Origin of the sequence: Streptomyces sp. NPDC058289, assembly GCF_042880975.1 — a bacterium.
Lineage (GTDB): Bacteria > Actinomycetota > Actinomycetes > Streptomycetales > Streptomycetaceae > Streptomyces > Streptomyces stoeckheimensis.
Genome location: NZ_JBHVYI010000065.1, coordinates 19,607 through 38,467, shown reverse-complemented (window position 1 = coordinate 38,467; position 18,861 = coordinate 19,607). Strand labels below are relative to the sequence as shown.

At 70.8% G+C, this 18,861-nt stretch carries 16 protein-coding genes; 7 read left to right on the top strand and 9 right to left on the bottom strand.

What is annotated here, in order from left to right; translation table 11 throughout:
* The first annotated feature begins 24 nt into the window (after positions 1 to 24).
* Positions 25 to 1,728 (top strand): glucose-6-phosphate isomerase, encoded by a 1,704-nt coding sequence (gene pgi, locus ACFVX6_RS28410; RefSeq protein ID WP_389696167.1) that lies wholly within the window; start codon positions 25 to 27, stop codon positions 1,726 to 1,728.
* Between the two features lie 89 nt (positions 1,729 to 1,817).
* On the opposite strand, the gene pgl is transcribed toward pgi, so the two are convergent.
* From pgl to tkt, 5 genes are all read right to left on the bottom strand, one after another.
* Positions 1,818 to 2,600, bottom strand: a complete 783-nt coding sequence (gene pgl / locus ACFVX6_RS28405; RefSeq protein WP_389696148.1) for a 6-phosphogluconolactonase — start codon at positions 2,598 to 2,600, stop codon at positions 1,818 to 1,820.
* A gap of 205 nt (positions 2,601 to 2,805) precedes the next feature.
* A complete protein-coding gene (gene opcA, locus ACFVX6_RS28400; protein WP_389696146.1) occupies positions 2,806 to 3,849 on the bottom strand; it encodes a glucose-6-phosphate dehydrogenase assembly protein OpcA in 1,044 nt (347 codons plus the stop codon).
* Complete coding sequence (gene zwf, locus ACFVX6_RS28395) at positions 3,846 to 5,375, bottom strand: glucose-6-phosphate dehydrogenase (protein WP_389696145.1); 1,530 nt, start codon at positions 5,373 to 5,375, stop codon at positions 3,846 to 3,848. Before zwf ends, opcA begins: the two co-directional genes overlap by 4 nt.
* A gap of 5 nt (positions 5,376 to 5,380) precedes the next feature.
* Positions 5,381 to 6,499 carry a transaldolase gene (tal, locus tag ACFVX6_RS28390; RefSeq protein WP_389696143.1) on the bottom strand — a complete coding sequence of 373 codons (1,119 nt, stop codon included), beginning with the start codon at positions 6,497 to 6,499 and terminating at the stop codon, positions 5,381 to 5,383.
* A 35-nt stretch (positions 6,500 to 6,534) separates the two neighbouring features.
* Complete coding sequence (gene tkt / locus ACFVX6_RS28385) at positions 6,535 to 8,637, bottom strand: transketolase (protein WP_389696141.1); 2,103 nt, start codon at positions 8,635 to 8,637, stop codon at positions 6,535 to 6,537.
* A gap of 269 nt (positions 8,638 to 8,906) precedes the next feature.
* Here tkt and ACFVX6_RS28380 point away from each other — a divergent pair, with 269 nt between their 5' ends.
* The 3 genes from ACFVX6_RS28380 to ACFVX6_RS28370 all read left to right on the top strand — a co-directional run bounded on the left by ACFVX6_RS28380 (position 8,907) and on the right by ACFVX6_RS28370 (position 11,509).
* Complete coding sequence (locus ACFVX6_RS28380) at positions 8,907 to 9,854, top strand: heme o synthase (RefSeq protein WP_250742345.1); 948 nt, start codon at positions 8,907 to 8,909, stop codon at positions 9,852 to 9,854.
* A gap of 53 nt (positions 9,855 to 9,907) precedes the next feature.
* A complete protein-coding gene (locus ACFVX6_RS28375; RefSeq protein WP_389696139.1) occupies positions 9,908 to 10,258 on the top strand; it encodes a hypothetical protein in 351 nt (116 codons plus the stop codon).
* Between the two features lie 141 nt (positions 10,259 to 10,399).
* On the top strand, positions 10,400 to 11,509 hold the full coding sequence (locus ACFVX6_RS28370) for an amidohydrolase (RefSeq protein WP_389696137.1): 1,110 nt from the start codon (positions 10,400 to 10,402) through the stop codon (positions 11,507 to 11,509).
* A 113-nt stretch (positions 11,510 to 11,622) separates the two neighbouring features.
* On the opposite strand, the gene ACFVX6_RS28365 is transcribed toward ACFVX6_RS28370, so the two are convergent.
* From ACFVX6_RS28365 to ACFVX6_RS28350, 4 genes are all read right to left on the bottom strand, one after another.
* Positions 11,623 to 12,612, bottom strand: a complete 990-nt coding sequence (locus ACFVX6_RS28365; RefSeq protein ID WP_389696135.1) for a heme A synthase — start codon at positions 12,610 to 12,612, stop codon at positions 11,623 to 11,625.
* A gap of 4 nt (positions 12,613 to 12,616) precedes the next feature.
* Positions 12,617 to 13,753, bottom strand: coding sequence for a hypothetical protein (locus tag ACFVX6_RS28360; RefSeq protein ID WP_389696133.1), 1,137 nt, complete (start codon positions 13,751 to 13,753; stop codon positions 12,617 to 12,619).
* Positions 13,754 to 13,832: 79 nt separating this feature from the next.
* Positions 13,833 to 14,600: an ABC transporter permease gene (locus tag ACFVX6_RS28355; RefSeq protein ID WP_389696131.1), complete on the bottom strand. Its 768-nt coding sequence runs from the start codon at positions 14,598 to 14,600 to the stop codon at positions 13,833 to 13,835.
* Positions 14,601 to 14,688: 88 nt separating this feature from the next.
* The gene (locus ACFVX6_RS28350; RefSeq protein ID WP_389696129.1) at positions 14,689 to 15,615 is read right to left on the bottom strand and encodes an ABC transporter ATP-binding protein; all 927 of its coding nucleotides are present in this window, start codon (positions 15,613 to 15,615) and stop codon (positions 14,689 to 14,691) included.
* A gap of 133 nt (positions 15,616 to 15,748) precedes the next feature.
* On the opposite strand from ACFVX6_RS28350, the gene ACFVX6_RS28345 reads away from it, so the two are divergent.
* The 3 genes from ACFVX6_RS28345 (at position 15,749) to sufB (ending at position 18,833) form a co-directional block, all read left to right on the top strand.
* On the top strand, positions 15,749 to 16,540 hold the full coding sequence (locus tag ACFVX6_RS28345; protein ID WP_389696127.1) for a formate/nitrite transporter family protein: 792 nt from the start codon (positions 15,749 to 15,751) through the stop codon (positions 16,538 to 16,540).
* A gap of 119 nt (positions 16,541 to 16,659) precedes the next feature.
* A complete protein-coding gene (locus tag ACFVX6_RS28340; protein ID WP_389696125.1) occupies positions 16,660 to 17,421 on the top strand; it encodes a helix-turn-helix transcriptional regulator in 762 nt (253 codons plus the stop codon).
* Entirely contained in the window at positions 17,418 to 18,833 is a 1,416-nt protein-coding gene (gene sufB, locus ACFVX6_RS28335) for a Fe-S cluster assembly protein SufB (protein ID WP_389696123.1), read from the top strand. The genes ACFVX6_RS28340 and sufB overlap by 4 nt, the downstream gene beginning before the upstream one ends.
* The last annotated feature ends 28 nt before the right edge of the window (positions 18,834 to 18,861 follow it).

Below are 18,861 nucleotides of genomic sequence, written 5' to 3'. Positions count from 1 at the left end.
ACAGGAAGTGGGTTGATGTCCGAGATGAACGCAAACCAGGCCGCCGCGCGCAGCGCGTCGAGCGAGGGTGGTGGTGGGCGACGGGAGGGCCGTACGAGGCTTAACCGGACGCCCGAGTGGGCCGCACTCGGCAAGCACCGGGACGAGCTGGGGCAGACGCATCTGCGGGAGCTGTTCGAGGCGGATCCGGGCCGGGGCAGCGGCTACACCTTGCGGGTCGGAGACCTGCACATCGACTACTCGAAGCACCTCGTGAACGACGAGACGCTGACACTGCTGCGCGAACTGGCCGCGGCGACCGGCGTGGCCGAGCTGCGCGAGGCCATGTTCCGCGGCGAGAAGATCAACACGACCGAGGACCGGGCGGTCCTGCACACCGCGCTGCGCGCACCGGCCGACGCGGTCGTCGAGGTGGACGGGGAGAACGTGGTTCCCGGCGTCCACGCGGTCCTCGGCAAGATGGCGGCCTTCGCCGACCGGGTCCGGTCGGGGGAGTGGACCGGCCACACCGGCAAGCGCATCAAGAACGTCGTCAACGTGGGCATCGGCGGCTCCGACCTCGGTCCGGCGATGGCGTACGAGGCGCTGCGCGCCTTCTCGGACCGCGACCTGACGGTCCGTTTCGTCTCCAACGTGGACGGCGCCGACCTGCACGAGGCCGTACGGGACCTGGACCCGGCCGAGACCCTGTTCATCATCGCGTCGAAGACCTTCACGACGATCGAGACCATCACCAACGCCACCTCGGCGCGGGAATGGCTGCTCGCGGGTGTCGGCGGCGACGAGGCGGCCGTGGCACGGCACTTCGTGGCGCTCTCCACCAACGAGGAGAAGGTCGCCGGGTTCGGCATCGACACGGCCAACATGTTCGAGTTCTGGGACTGGGTCGGCGGGCGCTACTCCTTCGACTCCGCGATCGGGCTGTCCCTGATGATCGCGATCGGTCCGGACGCGTTCCGGGAACTGCTCGGCGGATTCCACGCCATGGACGAGCACTTCCGCACGGCGCCCGCCGAGGAGAACGCCCCGCTGCTGCTGGGCCTGTTGGGGATCTGGTACGGGGCCTTCTTCGACGCGCAGTCGCACGCGGTGCTCCCGTACAGCCACTACCTCTCCCGGTTCACCGCGTACTTGCAGCAGCTGGACATGGAGTCCAACGGCAAGTCGGTGGACCGCGAGGGCAACCCGGTGGACTGGCAGACCGGGCCGGTGGTGTGGGGCACGCCCGGCACCAACGGCCAGCACGCCTACTACCAGTTGATCCACCAGGGCACCCGGGTGATCCCGGCGGACTTCATCGGCTTCGCGCGGCCGGTGGGCGAACTGTCGCCGGCGCTGGCGGCCCAGCACGACCTGCTGATGGCGAACTTCTTCGCGCAGACGCAGGCACTGGCCTTCGGCAAGACGGCGGACGAGGTCAGGGCGGAGGGCGTCGCCGAACCGCTGGTCCCGCACAAGACCTTCGCGGGCAACCACCCGACGACGACGATCCTGGCGACCGAGCTCACTCCGGCGGTCCTGGGTCAGCTGATCGCGCTCTACGAGCACAAGGTGTTCGTCCAGGGCGCGGTGTGGAACATCGACTCCTTCGACCAGTGGGGCGTGGAGCTCGGCAAGGTACTGGCCAAGCGGATCGAGCCGGTGCTCACCGACGGCACGGAGGTACCGGGCCTGGACGCGTCGACGCGCGCGCTGGTGTCCGCGTACCGCTCGCTGCGGGGGCGCTGACGGTAACCACCGACAGACGCTGACAGGGCCCGCTCTCCGTGGGGAGGGCGGGCCCTGTCGTGTTCCAGGGTTCTACGGGTTCTACGGGATCAGGCGGAGGACGGGGGGTACATGGCCGCCGGGAGCTTCACGGCCGCCGCGCGGTCGAGGAGCCACAGGGTGCGGGAGCGGCCGTACGCGGCGGCCGCCGGCGCCTGGACCTCGCCCGCTCCGCCCAGCGCGATCGCCACCGCTCCGGCCTTGTCCTCGCCGGCCGCCAGCAGCCAGACCTCGCGGGCCGCCCGGATCGCCGGGAGGGTGAGCGAGATGCGGGTCGGCGGAGGCTTGGGCGCGCCGTGGACGCCGACGACGGTGCGCTCGCTCTCGCGGGACGCCGGGTGCTCGGGGAAGAGGGAGGCCACGTGCGTGTCCGGACCCACGCCCAGCATCAGGACGTCGAAGCGGGGTACCGGGCCGTGGTCCTCGGGGCCGGAGGCCTTCCGGAGCTCCTCCGCGTAGGAGGCGGCCGCAGCGTCCACGTCGTCCCCGTACGGGCCGTCGGAGGCGGGCATGGCGTGGACCCGCGCGGGGTCCACCGGGACGGCGTCCAGCAGGGCCTCGCGGGCCTGCACGTGGTTGCGCTCGGGGTCGTCGCCGGGCACGTAGCGCTCGTCCCCCCACCACAGGTCGATCCGCGACCAGTCGATGGCGTCGCGGGCGGGGGCCGCGGCCAGCGCGGCGAGCAGGCCGTTGCCGTTGCGGCCGCCGGTGAGGACCACGGACGCGGTGCCGCGGGCCGCCTGTGCGTCCACGATCTTCGTGATCAGCCGGGCGGCCGCGGCCTGGGCCATCAGCTCCTTGTCCCGGTGGACGACGACCTGGGGAGTCGTCATACCCATGTGCTGCCGCCTTGTCGGTAGTTCTGAGTTCGGGTGCGGGTCCGGATGCCGCTGCGCGGGCCTTCCCCCACCCCGCCCCTTCCCGAAACCGGGGCTCCGCCCCGGACCCCATACGAGCGCTGCGCGGGGTCCGGGGCGGAGCCCAGGGGAACGGTGGAAGGGCGGGTAGGGGACGGCCCCGCGCAGCGGTCCGTGTGTGCTACTTCGCCGCGGCCTTCTTGGCCGGCTTCGCCGGAGCGTGCTTCGCCGCCGGAGCCTCAGCCTTGGCCGGGGCCTCCGCCTTCGCGGGAGCCGGCTTCGCCGACGCCGGCTCTGCCGTGGGGGCCAGGCGGGCCACGCCGAACTTCAGCGAGGCCTCGTAGGTGTTGTCCGGGTCCAGGCGGCGGAGCTCCTCCGCCAGCAGCTCGGCCGTGTCGCGGCGCTTCAGCGCCACCGCCCGGTCGGGCTGCCCCGGCATGCACAGCGTGGCCAGTGCCCCGTCCGCCCGGTCCAGGACGATCTCGCCGTCCTTGGTCTCCAGGCGCACCGCGGTGAGCCCGGGGCCCGCCGAGGAGGTGCGCTTGACGGGGACCTGGAGCCGGTCCGCGAGCCACATAGCCAGCAGCTCGCAGCTCGGGTTGTCGTCCTCGCCCTCGACCGTCGCCGAGGACACCGAGTGGACCTGCTGGTCGAGCGCCGCCGCCAGCATGGAGCGCCACGGGGTGATCCGGGTCCAGGACAGGTCCGTGTCCCCGGGTGCGTACGCCGTCGCCCGGCTGCCGAGCGCCTCGATCGGATCCTCGCAGGAGTAGGTGTCCGTGATCCGGCGCTGGCCGAGCGACCCCAGGGGGTCGCCCGCCAGGTCCTGCGGAGCACCCTCCGGCCACCAGACGACGACGGGCGCGTCCGGGAGGAGGAGCGGGAGAACCACCGACTGGGCGTGGTCGACCAGTTCGCCGTGCAGGCGCAGGACAACCGTTTCGCCGGTGCCGGAGTCCGTCCCCACGCGGACTTCCGCGTCGAGACGGGCGCCCTGGCGACTGCGCGGCGAGCGGCTGACCCGCTTGATGACGACGACGATCCGCGAAGGGTGTTCGCGGGACGCGTCGTTCGCCGACTTGAGCGCGTCGTACGCGTTCTCCTCGTCGGTCACGATCACCAGCGTGAGCACCATCCCGATGGCAGGCGTGCCGATGTCCCGGCGCGCCTGCACCAACGAGGCGTTGATCTTGCTGGAGTTGGTCTCCGTGAGGTCGATCTTCATGGCCGGCGCCAGCTCCGTCCGTCTCGTGCGAGCATCTCGTCCGCCTCGACCGGTCCCCAGGTGCCCGACGGGTACTGCGCGGGCTTGCCGTGCGTGTCCCAGTACCGCTCGATCGGGTCGAGGATGTTCCAGGACAGCTCGACCTCCTGGTGGCGCGGGAACAGGTTCGCGTCACCCAGCAGCACGTCGAGGATCAGCCGCTCGTAGGCCTCGGGGCTCGACTCCGTGAAGGACTCGCCGTAGGCGAAGTCCATCGTCACGTCCCGGACCTCCATGGAGGTGCCCGGAACCTTGGAACCGAAGCGCACCGTCACGCCCTCGTCCGGCTGGACCCGGATGACCAGGGCGTTCTGCCCCAGCTCCTCGGTCGCGCCCGACTCGAACGGAAGGTACGGGGCCCGCTTGAAGACGACCGCGATCTCGGTCACCCGGCGGCCCAGGCGCTTGCCCGTCCGCAGGTAGAACGGGACGCCCGCCCAGCGGCGGTTGTTGATCTCCAGGCGGATGGCCGCGTAGGTGTCGGTCTTCGACTTGGGGTCGATGCCGTCCTCTTCGAGGTACCCGACGACCTTCTCGCCGCCCTGCCACGCCGCCGAGTACTGGCCGCGCACGGTGTGCTTGCCCAGGTCCTCGGGCAGCTCCACGGCGGTCAGCACCTTGAGCTTCTCGGCGACCAGCGCCTTGGGGTGGAAGGAGCCGGGCTCCTCCATCGCCGTGAGAGCCAGCAGCTGGAGCAGGTGGTTCTGGATGACGTCGCGGGCCGCGCCGATGCCGTCGTAGTAGCCGGCCCGACCGCCGATGCCGATGTCCTCGGCCATGGTGATCTGTACGTGGTCCACGTACGACCGGTTCCAGATCGGCTCGAACATCGTGTTGGCGAAGCGGAGCGCCAGGATGTTCTGGACGGTCTCCTTGCCCAGGTAGTGGTCGATCCGGAAGACCTCGTTGGGCGGGAAGACGTCGTGCACGAGCTGGTTGAGCTCCTGTGCACTGGTCAGGTCGTGCCCGAACGGCTTCTCGATGACCGCGCGCCGCCAGGAGCCCTCCTTCTGGTCCGCCAGCCCGTGCTTCTTGAGCTGGGCGACGACCTTGGGGAAGAACTTCGGCGGGACGGACAGGTAGAAGGCGAAGTTGCCGCCGGTGCCCTGCGCCTTGTCCAGCTCCTCGATCGTCGACTTCAGCGTCTCGAACGCCTGGTCGTCGTCGAAGTCGCCCTGGACGAAGCGGCAGCCCTGTACCAGCTGCTGCCAGACCTCTTCGCGGAAGGGGGTGCGCGCGTGCTCCTTGACCGCGTCGTGAACCTCCTGCGCGAAGTCCTCGTCCTGCCACTCCCGTCGGGCGAAGCCGATCAGGGAGAAGCCCGGCGGGAGCAGCCCGCGGTTGGCGAGGTCGTAGACGGCAGGCATCAGCTTCTTGCGCGACAGGTCACCCGTAACGCCGAAAATGACCAGGCCGGACGGCCCCGCGATGCGCGGGAGCCGCCGGTCCTGTGCGTCACGAAGCGGGTTCGCTCCGTTTACAGACAAAGTGTTCAGGCCTCCGTGGGGGCGAGGCGCTCAAGCTCCGCCTCGGTCGACTTCAGCAGGTCGTTCCAGGACACCGCGAACTTCTCGACGCCCTCTTCTTCGAGCAGCTGCACCACATCGTCGTACGAAATGCCCAGCTTCGCGACCGCGGCGAGCTCGGCGCGCGACTGCTCGTACGTGCCGCTGATGGTGTCGCCCTCGACCACGCCGTGGTCGGCGGTGGCCTCGAGGGTGCCCTCGGGCATGGTGTTCACGGTGCCGGGGGCGACCAGGTCCACCACGTACAGGGTGTCCTTGTAGGCCGGGTCCTTGACGCCGGTCGAGGCCCAGAGCGGACGCTGCTTGTTGGCGTGCGCCTTGTCCAGGGCGGCCCAGCGCTCGGTGGAGAAGACCTCTTCGTAGGCCTCGTAGGCCAGACGGGCGTTCGCGAGCGCCGCCTTGCCCTTGAGGGCCTTGGCCTCGTCGGTGCCGACGGAGTCCAGGCGCTTGTCGATCTCGGAGTCCACGCGGGACACGAAGAAGGAGGCGACCGAGTGGATCTTGGAGAGGTCCAGGCCCGCGGCCTTCGCCTTCTCCAGGCCCGCCAGGTACGCGTCCATGACCTCGCGGTAGCGCTCCAGCGAGAAGATCAGCGTGACGTTGACGCTGATGCCCTTGCCGATGACCTCGGTGATCGCCGGCAGGCCGGCCTTGGTCGCCGGGATCTTGATGAGCGTGTTCGGACGGTCCACCAGCCACGCGAGCTGCTTGGCCTCGGCGATGGTCGCCGGGGTGTTGTGGGCCAGGCGCGGGTCGACCTCGATCGAGACCCGGCCGTCCTGGCCCTCGGTCGCGTCGTAGACCGGGCGCAGGATGTCGGCGGCGTCGCGGACGTCCGCCGTGGTGATCATGCGGATCGCCTCTTCGACGGTGACCTTGCGGGCGGCCAGGTCGGCGAGCTGCTGCCCGTACCCGTCGCCGCCGCTGATCGCCTTCTGGAAGATCGCCGGGTTGGTGGTGACACCCACCACGTGCTGCTGGTCGATGAGCTCGGCCAGGTTGCCGGACGTGATCCGCTTGCGGGACAGGTCGTCCAGCCAGATCGCGACGCCCTCGTCGGAAAGGCGCTTCAGTGCGTCTGTCATGGGAATTGCATCTCCTACTGGTCTGGGTGCGGGAGTCAGCGCGCGGCGGCGGCGAGCGACTCGCGTGCGGCGGCGGTCACGGCTTCGGCGGTGAGACCGAACTCGCGGTAGAGGACGGCGCCGTCGGCCGAGGCGCCGAAGTGCTCCAGCGAGACGATCCGGCCCGCGTCGCCGACGTAGCGGTGCCAGGTCAGGCCGATGCCGGCCTCGACCGCGACACGCGCCTTGACCGAAGGCGGCAGGACGCTGTCCTTGTACTCCTGGGTCTGCTCCTCGAACCACTCGACGGACGGCATCGAGACGACCCGGGCCGGGACGCCCTCGGCCTGCAGCGCCTCGCGCGCGGCGACGGCGAGCTGGACCTCGGAACCGGTGCCGATGAGGACGACCTGGGCGTCAGCGGCCTCGCCCTGGGGGCCCGTGGCCTCGAAGAGCACGTACCCGCCCTTGGCGGCGTCCTCGTTGCGCTCGTAGGTCGGCACGCCCTGGCGGGTCAGCGCCAGTCCGTGCGGGGCGCCCTTGCCGAAGACCTTGGTGTGGCGCTTGAGGATCTCGCGCCAGGCGACGGCGGTCTCGTTCGCGTCGGCCGGGCGGACCACGTTCAGGCCCGGGATGGCGCGCAGCGCGGCGACGTGCTCGACCGGCTGGTGGGTCGGGCCGTCCTCGCCGAGGCCGATGGAGTCGTGCGTCCACACGTAGGTGACGGGCACGTGCATCAGCGCGGAGAGGCGCACGGCGTTGCGCATGTAGTCGGAGAACACCAGGAAGGTGCCGCCGTAGATGCGGGTGTGGCCGTGCAGGGCGATGCCGTTCATGGCCGCGGCCATGGCGTGCTCGCGGATGCCGAAGTGGATGGTGCGGCCGTACGGGTCGGCCTCCGGCAGCGGGTTGCCCACCGGCAGGAACGAGGAGTTCTTGTCGATGGTGGTGTTGTTGGAGCCGGCCAGGTCGGCCGAGCCGCCCCACAGCTCCGGGATGACCGCGCCGAGCGCTTCGAGGACCTTGCCCGAGGCGGCGCGGGTGGCGACGCCCTTGCCGGCCTCGAAGACGGGGAGCTTGTCCTCCCAGCCCGCGGGCAGCTCGTTGGCGTTGATGCGGTCGAACTCGGCGGCGCGCTCCGGGTTGGCGGTGCGCCAGGCGGAGAACTCCTTCTCCCACGCGGCGCGGGCCTCGCGGCCGCGGTCGCCGAGAGCGCGGGTGTGCGCGATGACCTCGTCGGAGACCTCGAAGGTCTGCTCCGGGTCGAAGCCGAGCACGCGCTTGGTGGCGGCGACCTCGTCGTTGCCGAGGGCCGAGCCGTGCGAGGCCTCGGTGCCCTGGGCGTGCGGGGCCGGCCAGGCGATGATCGAGCGGGCCGCGATGAAGGAGGGGCGCTCCGTCTCGGCCTTGGCGGCCTGCAGGGCGGCGAACAGCGCCTTCGGGTCGAGGTCGCCGTTCTCCTGCTGCGCGACGCGCTGGACGTGCCAGCCGTACGCCTCGTAGCGCTTGAGGGTGTCCTCGGAGACGGCCGTCTCCGTGTCGCCCTCGATGGAGATGTGGTTGTCGTCCCACAGCAGCACCAGGTTGCCGAGCTTCTGGTGGCCGGCCAGCGCGGACGCCTCGTGGGAGATGCCCTCCTGGAGGCAGCCGTCGCCCGCGATCGCGTAGACCATGTGGTCGAACGGGGAGGCGCCCGTGGGAGCCTCGGGGTCGAACAGGCCGCGCTCGTAGCGGGCGGCCATCGCCATGCCCACCGCGTTGGCGATGCCCTGGCCCAGCGGGCCGGTGGTGGTCTCGACGCCCGCGGTGTGGCCGTACTCCGGGTGGCCCGGGGTCTTCGAACCCCAGGTGCGGAAGGCCTTCAGGTCGTCCAGCTCGAGCCCGAACCCGCCGAGGTACAGCTGGGTGTAGAGGGTCAGCGAGGAGTGACCCGCGGAGAGCACGAAACGGTCGCGGCCGACCCACTCCGGGTCCGCCGGGTCGTGCCGCATCACCTTCTGGAAGAGGGTGTACGCGGCGGGGGCCAGGCTCATCGCCGTGCCGGGGTGGCCGTTACCGACCTTCTGGACCGCGTCGGCGGCCAGGATCCGGGCGGTGTCGACAGCACGCTGGTCCAGTTCGGTCCAGTCGAGCTCTGTGGTCGTCGGCTTGGTGCTCACCGTGGGTCAGGGCTCCTCTCCACATGTCTGGTTCCCGGTGACGAACGGTGCACCGGCGCGATTCCGAGCCTACCCCCGCCACAGCGTGCAGCTATTCGAGTACCCGCGGTCCGCTCGTGACGTCTGAGCGCCGATCGGACCAACACGGGGCGACCCCCGCGCGGGACGAGCCAATGGCTACGTCTAGAGTGGCGTGGTACGCGCAAGCCTTTACGGGACCTTCATGTTTAAAAGGTTCACGTCGGAGCTTGCTGGATTCTCTGTCAGGGGTGTGCGTGACGGCCGTCGAATCCCGTCCAGCGGGGGTGCTCGGGACGAGCCCCAACCACCGGCCGTTCGGGGCCCGGGCCATGGCTTTCGTGGCACTGACCAAGCCGCGGATCATCGAGCTTCTGCTCATCACGACCGTGCCGGTGATGTTCCTCGCCGAGCAGGGCGTGCCTTCGCTGTGGCTGGTCCTCGCCACCTGCTTCGGCGGTTACCTGTCCGCGGGCGGCGCCAACGCGCTGAACATGTACATCGACCGCGACATCGACGCGCTGATGGACCGGACCTCGGGACGCCCGCTGGTGACCGGCATGGTCAGCCCGCGCGAGTGCCTGGTCTTCGGCATCACCCTCGGGATCGCGTCCACGCTGTTCTTCGGGCTGCTGATCAACTGGCTGTCGGCCGCGCTCGCGCTCGGCGCGCTCCTCTTCTATGTCGTCGTCTACACGATGCTGCTGAAGCGGCGCACCTCGCAGAACATCGTCTGGGGCGGCATCGCCGGCTGCATGCCGGTGCTCATCGGCTGGTCGGCCGTGAAGAACGAGGTCTCGTGGGCCGCCGTCATCCTCTTCCTCGTCATCTTCTTCTGGACGCCGCCGCACTACTGGCCGCTGTCGATGAAGGTGAAGGACGACTACGCGCGGGTCGGCGTGCCGATGCTGCCGGTCGTGGCGGGCAACAAGGCCGTGGCCAAGCAGATCGTCCTCTACAGCTGGGTGATGGTGGCGGTCTCGCTGCTGCTCACCCCGCTGGGGTACACCGGCTGGTTCTACACCTCGGTCGCCCTGGTGGCCGGCGGCTGGTGGCTGTGGGAGGCGCACGGGCTCAACGCCCGCGCCAAGTCGGGCGTGACGGGCGCGAAGCTCAAGGAGATGCGGCTGTTCCACTGGTCGATCACCTACGTGTCGCTGCTGTTCGTCGCCGTCGCGGTGGATCCCTTCCTCCGTTGATCCTTCTCCGGTGAACCTTCCTCCGTTCGTTACCGGCCGGTAGCATGCCTTTCATGGCAGACACCGAGGAGACCGCCGCCACGGCGGACAAGAAGCAGGACCGTACGGCCGCGAAGCTGGCCAAGCAGATCGGCGCGTTCGCCAAGCAGCACGGCGGCGCCGAGGGCCACCTCGCGCACATCGGCCAGGCGGGCACCCGGATCGTCCTCGTCGGCACCGACGGCGAGTGGGGCGACCTGGTGGCCCCGGCGTACGACACCGCGCAGCTCGCGGCCGAGAAGGCCGGGCTGACCCTCCACGAGGAGTTCGACGGCGAGTTCGCCGCGCGGGTGCGGACGGGGCCGTACGAGTGGTCCCGGATGGCCGGAATGCAGCTCGGCGGAACCGCGAATCCCGCGGCCTGAACCGGTCGATCTTGGCTTGATCATTGGCTTGATCGTTTCCGCGTCATCCGCTCGGTCAACAGCGCGAGCAACACCTCACACCCCGCTCACCCGTTAGGACGTGTGGAAGCCCCTTCCTCACGTCCGCAACGGGATGCCCGGATGATCGAAACGCCGCCCCTGGTGGACCAGTACTGCCAGGGAGTGCTCCGCACGGAGCTCGGCCTCGCCACCTTCGAGGCCCAGCTGCTCCCCTCGGCCGGCCCGCCCGCCGCCGGCACCACCTTCTTCGACACCCAGACCGGCTTCGCCGTGCGCCGCTGGTGCCCGCCGCTGCTCGGGCTCGAACCGCACTGCGCCCCCGTCCACTACCTCGCCCGGCGGCGCGAGCTGGGCGCCGCCGAGTCGGCCCGCCGACTGCTGCGCGGCTGCGGGGTCGGCGCCCGGCTCGTGGACACCGGCGTGTCCGGGGACCTCACGGGGCCCAAGGAACTCGCCCTGGCGGGCGGCGCGGAGGCCTTCGAGCTGGTGCGGCCGGAGCTGCTGGCCGAAGAGGCGGCGGACACCTCCGGGACCGTGGCCGCCTTCCTGGCCAACCTCGCGGGGGCGGTCCATCACGCCGCCGCCGGAGCCGTGGCCTTCACCTGCGGAGCCGGGGAGGGGGGTCGCGCCTGGGCGGCGGCACTCGAAGCCGCGCCCGAGCCGCCCGGTCCGGGCGAGGTGCGGGGCGCGGCCGGGCGCTGGCTGGCCGGGCGCGCCAAGGGCGGGGCCGTACGGGACCCCGTACTCCTGCGGCACCTGGCGTGGAGCGCGGTGTCCTCGGGGCTGCCGCTCCAGCTGCACACGGGCGGGGAGTCGGGGGCACCGGAGCGGCTGACCGGGTTCGTACGGGCGACCGAGGGCCTGGGCGCGCGGCTGGTCCTGATCGGCGGGTACCCCCACCACCGGCAGGCCGCTCGGCTGGCCGCGGCCTTCCCGCACGTCCACGCCGACCTCGGCGCGGCGCTGGGGGCCACGGGGGCGCGGGCGGCCGCCGTGCTGGCGGAGTGCCTGGAGACCGCGCCCTTCGGAAAGCTGATGTTCTCCGGCGGCGGACGCCAACTGCCCGAGCTGCACGCGGTGGGCGCGCTGGTCTTCCGGGAGGCGCTCGGCCGGGTGCTCGGCGGCTGGGTCGCCGACGGCTCCTGGTCCTGGCGGGACGCGGAGCGGGTGGCGGCGATGGTCGCGGCGGGCAACGCGCGCCGGGTCTACCGGCTGGACGAACGGGGCTGACGGGTGGGCCCGACGGGCGGGGCCGACGGGCGGGCCCGACGGTCGGGCCCGCCGAGCGCGCCCGGCGGCCGCGGCCGACAAGCGGGACCGACGCCCGGAGGGCGCCCGGAGGGTCAGACCGCGGCGAGCCGGGCGTCGCTCTGCGCGGGGATCCCGGCCTGCTCGGACGGACGCTCGCGCAGGCTCAGCGCCACCCGGACCACCGAGATCCACACCAGGCAGGAGCCGAGCATGTGGGCCGCCACGAGGGCCTCGGGCACGTCGGTGAAGTACTGGACGTAGCCGACGGCGCCTTGGGCGAGCAGCACGATCAGCAGGTCCCGGGCGCGCGCCCGGGTGTCCAAGGGGGCGTCGACCACGCGCAGCACCAGCCACATCGCGACGGCGAGCGCGCACACCACCCAGGCGGAGACCGCGTGGACGTGGGCGGTGGCCGACCAGTCGAACGGCATCCGCCTGATCTCGCTGCTGTCGCCGGCGTGCGGGCCGGAACCGGTGACCACCGTGCCCGCCGCGATCAGCACGACGGTGGCCGCGAGCAGCGCCCAGGAGAGCTTGCGAACCGGAGCGGGCACGCGCGGCCGGGCCGGGCCGTCACCCTCGCGGGTGCGCTGCCAGGTGATCGTCGTCACGGTGATCAGCGAGGTGGCGAGCATGAAGTGCCCGGCCACGCTGTAGGGGTTGAGGCCCGTCAGGACGGTGATGCCGCCCAGGACCGCGTTGCCCATCACGATGGCGAACTGGAGCCAGCCGAGCCGGGTCAGCGAGCGGCGCCACGGCGTGGCGCAGCGGGCGGCGGTGATCGCCCAGCCAACGGCCGCGCAGAGCACGTACGTCAGCATGCGGTTGCCGAACTCGATGGCGCCGTGGAAGCCCTGTTCCTGGGTCACGATCAGGCTGTCGCCGGTGCACTTGGGCCAGGTGTCGCAGCCGAGACCGGATCCGGTCAGCCGCACCGCGCCGCCGGTGACGACGATGACGACGCTCATGATCACCGCTGCGAACGCGGCCCGCTGGACGGTCCGGGGTGACGGCGTCCAGCGGCGGGCGAGATATGCGAGGGGGGTCAACACGGCGTTTATCGTACGCGGACACTTGTGCAAAGTTTCACGAGGGGGTGGCGGCTGCTCCGTCGGGGCCGAAGGCCAGGCGGAACCGGGCCCCGGCCGGGTCGCCTTCCGCATGCCACCACACGAGGACCCGCCAATGCGCGGCCTCGCCCGGGTAGTCGGCCGAGGCCGCGAAGCCGCGTACCAATTCGGCCCCTACATCCTCGGCTGTCCTATTTCTCACTTCCGCCCCGCTGTGCCAGGGATGTGGCTGTACGTTCCACAGTCCGTCGTGGCCGCGGACCTCGACGCGCCACACCGCGACCCAGGGGGTCACCTCCAGCATCGTGTGGACCTGGTCGGCCTCCAGGCCCAGCCGGGCGGCGATCTCCGCCTCGGGCACGCCCTGGACCCGGGCGGCCACCACCGCCTGGGGCAGCAGCCGTTCGGGCAGCAGCCCGCGCGTGCGCAGACCGGACAGGGAGGCGAAGGACAGGAAGCGCAGCCGCAGTTCGAGCTGGCGGCCGATGTGGTCCAGGGCCTCCTCGGCCTCCTGCGACTCGTCGGAGCCGGGATCGGCGAGCAGCAGCCGCCGGAAGGAGCCCTCCGCGTCGACCGCCCAGGCCACGGACTCCTCGGCCAGGCCCAGCTCCGCGAGCCGGTCGCCGAGGAACACCTTCGCCTGCGCGAGGCCCCGCTGATTGACCGGATCCTCCTGGTCCAAGGCCGCCCAGACCTCCACCGCGCCGCGCGTCAGGTCCCGGGCCCGCTCGCCGGCGGCCTGCTCCATGGCGCTCGGGCCGCTCTCGGAGCCGGGGCCCAGCGGATGCCTGGGCAGCCGCTCCCCGTCGCTGAGGGGCCAGGACAGCCAGACCCCCCGGTTGATCAGGCCCCGGGCGTACCAGCGGGCGTACTCGGCTGCGTGCCCGGCCGCCTGCTGCGAGAACCGCAGCCCCTCCTCGATGGCGGCCAGGGCCCCGGCCCGGTCCCCGTCGGCGAACCGGCGGGCCGCCAGGTCACCGAGGCGCAGACCAAGCCGGGCCGCGCACTCGGCGTCGGTGCGGGCCGGCTCGCGCAGGGCTCCGATCAGTTCGGCCAGCAGGGCGTCGGCCTCCGCGGGCTCCGCGTGCGCCGCGCCCGACCGGATCCGTGCCCACTGTTCGTCCAGCCGCAGAACGGCTTCCCGCTGCGCCATGCCGCCCCCCGGCGTCTGTGGTGCGCTCCCCTGTGGAGGCGACCATCCTCCTGCCGGGGCAACGCTCGGGGGAAGGGATTCACTCCCAGCGGAACCAGCGCGCCGCGGCCCCCAGGCCGAGTACCGCCCAGGCGGCCAGGATCGCAGCGTCGCCCCAGGGCAGCGCTGCCCCGTTCTGGAGCACCTCGCGCAGCCCGTCGGAGAGTGCGGAGATCGGGAGCAGGCCGAGGACGGACTGGACCGCGCCGGGGAACTTCTCCATCGGCACGATCACCCCGCCACCGACCAGGAGCAGCAGGAAGACCAGGTTGGCGGCGGCCAGGGTGGCCTCCGCCCGCAGGGTGCCGGCCATCAGCAGGCCGAGCCCGGAGAAGGCGGCGGTCCCGAGCAGGATCAGCACGGCGACGGACAGCGGGTTCCCGTGCGGGGACCAGCCCAGGGCGAAGGCGATCACCGTCAGCAGTGCGATCTGCAGCACCTCGGTGACCAGCACGGACAGCGTCTTGGCGGCCATCAGCGCCCAGCGCGGCAGCGGGGAGGCCCCGAGCCGCTTGAGGACCCCGTAGCGCCGGTCGAAGCCGGTGGCGATGGCCTGGCCGGTGAAGGCGGTGGACAGCACGGCCAGCGCCAGGATCCCGGGGGCGAGGAAGTCCACCGACTTCCCGGCGCCGGTGTCGACGATGTCGACGGCGGAGAAGAGGGTCAGCAGCAACGCCGGGATGATCACGGTCAGCAGGAGCTGCTCCCCGTTGCGCAGCAGCATCCGGGTCTCCAGCGCGGTCTGCGCCAGGATCATGCGGGACACGGGCGCGGCCCCCGGGCGGGGGGTGAACGTACCGGCGCTCATGCGCGCAGCTCCTTACCGGTCAGCTCCAGGCTGTGCATTTCCGGGGGACAACCCCCGGACCCCCGGCGAGGGGCGGTGGCGATCGGCGTCATGAACGCAGCTCCTTACCGGTGAGCTCCAGAAAAACGTCTTCGAGGGTGTGCCGCTCCACCGAGAGGCTGTCGGGCATCACCCCGTGCTGGGCGCACCAGGAGGCGACGGTGGCCAGGAGCTGGGGGTCGACGTCGCCGGTGACCCGGTAGACGCCGGGGAGGAGCTCGGCGGCCTGGGTGCCGTCGGGCAGGGCCTTCAGCAGCGAGGCGAGGTCGAGGGCGGGCCGGCCCGTGAAGCGCAGGGTGTTCTCGGCGCCGCCGCGGCACAGCGCCTCGGGGGTGCCGTGGGCGATGACCTTGCCGGCGTCGACGATGGCGACCTCGTCCGCGAGCTGCTCGGCCTCGTCCATGTGGTGGGTGGTGAGCACGACGGAGACCCCGTCTGCGCGCAGTTCCCGTACGAGTTCCCAGGTCGCGCGGCGGGCCTGCGGGTCGAGGCCGGCGGTCGGCTCGTCCAGGAAGACCAGCTCGGGGCGGCCGACGACGGCCATGGCGAGGGCCAGGCGCTGCTGCTGGCCGCCGGAGAGCCGGCGGTAGGCGGTGCGGCCGCAGCCGCCGAGGCCGAGGCGTTCCACCAGGGTGGGGACGTCCAGGGGGTCGGCGTAGAGCTTGGCCATGTGGCGCAGCATCTCGACGGCCCGGGCGCCGGAGTAGACGCCGCCGGACTGCAGCATCACGCCGATGCGCGGGCGCAGGGACTCGGCCTGCGCGACGGGGTCGAGGCCGAGGACGCGGACGGATCCGGCGTCGGGGCGGCGGTAGCCCTCGCAGGTTTCCACAGTGGTCGTTTTGCCCGCGCCGTTGGGACCAAGGACTGCGGTGACCGAGGCCCTCCGGACGGTGAGGTCCAGGCCGTCCACCGCGGTTTTGGGGCCGTACCGCTTCACCAGTCCGCGGATTTCCACGGCGGGGTCGTTGCTCATGGGGAGTGAGTCTACGGAGCCACGGGAGGTGACCGGGGTGGGGCCGTAGGTCCCGCCCCCGAAGGGTCACCGACCTGCGCATTCGTGACTTTTTCGTCCGCTCGGGAGCAGGGCCGGGGTCTAACGTCGAATGGTGAACAGCATCGCTCAGAACGTCGAAGCCACCTCGGGGCAGGCCGAGCACAAGGCCCATGACCTCGGGCATCCGCCGCGCTACTTCGTCTCGGCGATGCTCGCGGGCGCCTACATCGCCGTCGGCGAGGTGCTGCTCCTGGTCGCGATCTCGCCGTTCGTGGCCAAGGGTTCGCCGGCCGTGAAACTGCTGGAGGGTGCGGTCTTCCCGATCGCCCTGACCATCGTGATGTTCGCCGGCGCCCAGCTCTTCACCAGCAATGTGATGGTCATGCTGGTCGGCGCGCTGTCCGGGCGGACCGGTCCCAGGGACCTGATCCTGTCCTGGACGCTCTCCCTGGCCGGGAACCTGGTCGGAGCCTTCGCCTTCGGGGCCATGGTGCACGCCTCGGGCGTGGCCTCCTCGCCCTTGGCGCGGTCCATGCTCACCGAGATGGTGCACGGGAAGACGGCGCTGAGCGGCGGACAGCTGTTCTGGCGCGCGGTGCTCTGCAACATGCTCGTCTGCCTGGCCATCTGGATGTTCACCCGGGCCCGCGGCGATGCCGCCAAGATTTTCGTCCTGTGGCTGCCGGTGGCTGTTTTCGTCGCCGTCGGATTCGAACACTGTGTAGCGAACATGGCTGTTTTCAGCCTCGCGATCCTGGATGGCTCAGCCGGACTCGGTGATCTTTTCCGGAATCTGATGTTCACCGTGCCGGGGAACGTCGTGGGCGGGGGATTGCTGGTGGGAGCCGTCTATTGGTTCACCGGCGGGGCCCTGCGCGAAGGCGGAGCGTCGACCTCCGTATAACGCTCCGTGGATAAATAAGGTAACCCTTAGTGATGGAGGCCACCAGAGGTGGCCTCCATCACGGCTTGTCGGGGCCCGACTAATTACGCAACAATGGCGTTGTGAAATACGGCGAACGGATGAGCGAGGCCCCCCAGGGCGAACTCGCGACCGGGGAGCGGTCAACCCGCAACCGGGTCGCGCGGTCGATCCTGGACCACGGTCCCTCCACCGTCGCCGACCTCGCCCAGCGCCTCGGCCTCACCCAGGCCGCCGTTCGCCGCCACCTCGACACGCTCGTCGCCGACGACGTGGTCGAACCCCGTGAGCAGCGTGTGTACGGTGCGCGGACCCGAGGGCGGCCCGCCAAGGTCTTCGCGCTGACCGACTGCGGTCGTGACGCCTTCGACCAGTCCTACGACTCGCTCGCCGCCGACGCCATGCGCTGGATCGCGCAGGTCGCCGGGGGCGGGGAGCAGGGCGAGGCGGCCGTGGCCGCCTTCGCGAAGGCCAGGCTCACGGCGCAGGCCGAGACCTACCGCGAAGCCGTGGAAGCGGCCGACCCGGCGGAGCGCACCGAGGCCCTTGCCAGGGCGTTGACCGGAGACGGGTACGCTGCTACGGCAAAGAGCGCTCCCGGTCCGCACAGCGGTGAACAGCTCTGCCAGCACCACTGCCCGGTCGCACACGTCGCCGAGCAGTTCCCGCAGCTCTGCGAGGCGGAGACCGAGGTCTTCTCCCGATTGCTCGGGACGCATGTGCAGCGTCTCGCCACGATCGCCCACGGCGACGGGGTGTGCACGACGTTCATTCCGCGCAGCGGAAACGGCGCCGCTGCCACGGGCGCCACACAGACCGACACATCAGTATCTGCAAGTACGGCCGGGAGGAACCCCGCATGACCACGGAGACTGCTCACCCTGAGCTCGATGGCCTGGGCACCTACGAATACGGATGGGTCGACTCCGACGCGGCCGGTGCGGTCGCCAAGCGGGGCCTGTCCGAGGAGGTCGTCCGCGACATCTCGGCGAAGAAGTCCGAGCCGGAGTGGATGCTGAACCTCCGTCTCAAGGGCCTCAAGCTGTTCGGCAAGAAGCCCATGCCCAACTGGGGTTCCGACCTCTCGGGCATCGACTTCGACAACATCAAGTACTTCGTGCGTTCCACCGAGAAGCAGGCTGCTTCGTGGGAGGACCTGCCGGAGGACATCAAGAACACGTACGACAGGCTCGGCATCCCGGAGGCGGAGAAGCAGCGCCTCGTCGCCGGTGTCGCGGCCCAGTACGAGTCCGAGGTCGTCTACCACCAGATCCGTGAGGACCTGGAGGAGCAGGGCGTCATCTTCCTCGACACGGACACCGCGCTGAAGACGCACCCGGAGCTCTTCCAGGAGTACTTCGGCACGGTCATCCCGGTCGGCGACAACAAGTTCGCCTCGCTGAACACCGCCGTGTGGTCGGGCGGCTCGTTCATCTACGTCCCCAAGGGCGTCAAGGTCGACATCCCGCTCCAGGCCTACTTCCGTATCAACACGGAGAACATGGGCCAGTTCGAGCGGACGCTGATCATCGTCGACGAGGACGCCTACGTCCACTACGTCGAGGGCTGCACCGCCCCGATCTACTCCTCGGACTCGCTGCACAGCGCCGTGGTCGAGATCATCGTGAAGAAGGGCGGCCGCTGCCGCTACACGACGATCCAGAACTGGTCGAACAACGTCTACAACCTGGTCACCAAGCGCGCCGTGGCGTACGAGGGCGCGACCATGGAGTGGATCGACGGCAACATCGGTTCCAAGGTCACCATGAAGTACCCGGCCGTCTACCTGATGGGCGAGCACGCCAAGGGCGAGACCCTCTCCATCGCCTTCGCGGGCGAGGGCCAGCACCAGGACGCCGGCTCCAAGATGGTCCACATGGCGCCGAACACCTCCTCCAACATCGTCTCGAAGTCGGTGGCCCGTGGTGGCGGCCGCACCTCGTACCGAGGTCTGGTCGAGATCGGCGAAGGCGCCCACGGCTCCAAGTCCAACGTGCTGTGCGACGCGCTCCTGGTCGACACCATCTCCCGCTCGGACACCTACCCCTACGTGGACGTCCGCGAGGACGACGTGTCCATGGGCCACGAGGCGACCGTCTCCAAGGTCTCCGACGACCAGCTCTTCTACCTGATGAGCCGCGGTCTGACGGAGTTCGAGGCCATGGCGATGATCGTGCGCGGCTTCGTCGAGCCGATCGCCCGTGAGCTGCCGATGGAGTACGCGCTGGAGCTGAACCGGCTGATCGAGCTGCAGATGGAAGGCTCGGTCGGTTAGTCCCGGCCCGCCAGACGTCCCGCAGCAG

What these genes read in the sequence shown, in the direction of transcription:
- ACFVX6_RS28370 (WP_389696137.1), top strand. Translation starts at nt 10,400, where the DNA reads ATGATCGAAACGCCGCCCCTGGTGGACCAGTACTGCCAGGGAGTGCTC.
- opcA (WP_389696146.1), bottom strand. Translation starts at nt 3,849, where the DNA reads ATGAAGATCGACCTCACGGAGACCAACTCCAGCAAGATCAACGCCTCG.
- ACFVX6_RS28375 (WP_389696139.1), top strand. Translation starts at nt 9,908, where the DNA reads ATGGCAGACACCGAGGAGACCGCCGCCACGGCGGACAAGAAGCAGGAC.
- ACFVX6_RS28340 (WP_389696125.1), top strand. Translation starts at nt 16,660, where the DNA reads ATGAGCGAGGCCCCCCAGGGCGAACTCGCGACCGGGGAGCGGTCAACC.
- ACFVX6_RS28360 (WP_389696133.1), bottom strand. Translation starts at nt 13,753, where the DNA reads ATGGCGCAGCGGGAAGCCGTTCTGCGGCTGGACGAACAGTGGGCACGG.
- sufB (WP_389696123.1), top strand. Translation starts at nt 17,418, where the DNA reads ATGACCACGGAGACTGCTCACCCTGAGCTCGATGGCCTGGGCACCTAC.
- pgl (WP_389696148.1), bottom strand. Translation starts at nt 2,600, where the DNA reads ATGACGACTCCCCAGGTCGTCGTCCACCGGGACAAGGAGCTGATGGCC.
- pgi (WP_389696167.1), top strand. Translation starts at nt 25, where the DNA reads ATGAACGCAAACCAGGCCGCCGCGCGCAGCGCGTCGAGCGAGGGTGGT.
- tal (WP_389696143.1), bottom strand. Translation starts at nt 6,499, where the DNA reads ATGACAGACGCACTGAAGCGCCTTTCCGACGAGGGCGTCGCGATCTGG.
- ACFVX6_RS28350 (WP_389696129.1), bottom strand. Translation starts at nt 15,615, where the DNA reads ATGAGCAACGACCCCGCCGTGGAAATCCGCGGACTGGTGAAGCGGTAC.
- ACFVX6_RS28355 (WP_389696131.1), bottom strand. Translation starts at nt 14,600, where the DNA reads ATGAGCGCCGGTACGTTCACCCCCCGCCCGGGGGCCGCGCCCGTGTCC.